The organism is Clostridium sp. (genome assembly GCF_051650885.1).
In the GTDB taxonomy this organism is placed as follows: Bacteria; Bacillota; Clostridia; order Clostridiales; family Clostridiaceae; genus Clostridium.
The window spans coordinates 1-1906 of the sequence record NZ_JBOFRG010000169.1 but is presented as its reverse complement, the minus strand read 5'-3'; the positions used below and the strand labels follow the sequence as shown (position 1 = coordinate 1906).

The 1906-nt window shown below is 27.4% G+C and carries 2 protein-coding genes; one reads left to right on the top strand and one right to left on the bottom strand.

Annotated elements, in window-relative coordinates; translation table 11 throughout:
* The coding region (locus ACRC28_RS08395) for a YhgE/Pip domain-containing protein (protein WP_438543004.1) at window positions 1-810 on the bottom strand (810 nt) is incomplete at its 3' end.
* A gap of 143 nt (window positions 811-953) precedes the next feature.
* Here ACRC28_RS08395 and ACRC28_RS08390 point away from each other — a divergent pair.
* Window positions 954-1871: a LysR family transcriptional regulator gene (locus ACRC28_RS08390; protein ID WP_438543003.1), complete on the top strand. Its 918-nt coding sequence runs from the start codon at window positions 954-956 to the stop codon at window positions 1869-1871.
* Window positions 1872-1906: the final 35 nt, after the last annotated feature.

Sequence of the window (1906 nt, the reverse complement as noted above, 5' to 3'; positions counted from 1 at the left end):
ATTTAATTTTGAAGAACCATCTACAAGCTTTTGTGTTCCAGATGCTAAACTTTCAGTTCCGTTTTGAAGTGCTGAAGCTCCTTCTTGAAGTTTACTTGAACCAAGGCTTGCCTTAGTTGCGCCATCATTTAGGGCATTTGCACCAGAATTTAATTTATCTAATCCAGTATTTAAACCTTCAGTACCTGTTGTTAGTTTTTTAGCACCTGAATCTAATTGTATAGACCCATTGTTTAATTTAACTAATCCATCGGTTAAGGCATTTGCACCTTCTGAAGCTGTTTTGAAACCATCTTTAGTTTTATAAAGGGTTTGGACTAAAGCTTCTGATGTACTTTTAGTTATAGACTCTGAAACAGATTGAACAACTGCTTGTGCACCAAATCCAGAAATTTCAGAGAATACAAAGTTTTTACCTTCATTTTGATAAAATTCAATTTGTGGTTTTTTAAATCCATCTGTTGTTGCATTTGCAATATCTTTTGAGAAGTCTTTAGGGATAACTAGCATTGCATAGTATTTTGTTCCATAAAGTCCTTCTTTAGCTTCATTATAATTAACAAATTTCCAGCCAAGGGTTGTGTTTGTTTTTAAATTATTTATAACTTCTTGACCTATGTTATATGTAGTGCCATCTTTACTGTATGGTGTATCTAAATTTACTACTGCAATTGGAACTTTATTAAAGCTAGTGTCATCATTCCAATAAGATTTTAAATACATTCCACCATAAAAGGCAGGGATTAATAAAATACCTAATAAGATTAATAAAAGCCATATTTTTTTCTTGTTTTTCTTTTTTTCTTTCATAAAATTATGAAACCTCCTTTAATTAAAAACAATTAATTAATAAAGCATTATCAATATTTATATTGTAATTCAAAAGATATATAATTTGAAATATATATTATTAATATACATATAGACTAGAATCTATATAGAAGGGGTTAGATATGGAATTATTACAATTAAAATATTTTCAATGTGTTGCAAAACATGAAAATATAAGTAAAGCAGCAGAAGAATTACATATAAGTCAGCCATCACTTAGTATAACTATAAAAAGGCTTGAAGATGAATTAAATGTACCACTTTTCACAAGGAAAGGAAGAAGCATTGAAATTAATACTTTTGGAGAGCATTTTTTAAAGCATGTAAATTCAATAATAAATCAAATTGAAAATTCAAAGCTTGAATTATTAGAGGTATATGGAAAAAAGAATAAGCATCTAACAATCTCAGCATCTACAAGTTTTTTCTTAGAAGGAGTATTAAAAGATTTTCTTCTAATAAAAGAGGAGATCACAATGTCTCAAACTATAAATACAAATGGAGAGATAATTGATAAATTGAAAGAAAGAAGCATTGATTTTGCTATAACATCCCCACCAATAGTAGATCCATCAATAGAAACTATTGATTTAATTGAAGAGGAAATAGTAGTTGTTATTCCTAAAACTCATATATTAGCTTATAAGGGGATGGTGTACTTAAATGAATTAAAAAATGAAGAATTTATCAGTTTAGCTTCAGAAAATTTTTTTAAAAAGATTACTGATAAAATGTTTTTGAATGCTGGGTTTAAGCCAAACATAAGATTTGAAGGAGATGGAGCTGTAATTTCTGAGCTTATGGAAATAAAGAAAGCAGTTGCACTTATTCCAATATCTATTTGCTTAAAATCTGAAAAAGAAAATTATACTATTTTAAGACTTAAAGATAATCTTAATAAAAGAAAAATTTCTATATCATATAGGAAAAATGCATTTTTATCTGAACTTGCAAAAGAATTTTTAGATTTTGTAGTAGAGTTCTATAAAGAAAGATGGTACACCATAGAAAATTATAAAAATTTAAAAGAAAATCAATAGACTATAAAAAAGAGAAAACTGCTAAAATTTTAGCA

Excerpts from the sequence above, each read along its gene's own strand:
- ACRC28_RS08390 (WP_438543003.1), top strand. The coding sequence starts at position 954 with ATGGAATTATTACAATTAAAATATTTTCAATGTGTTGCAAAACATGAA.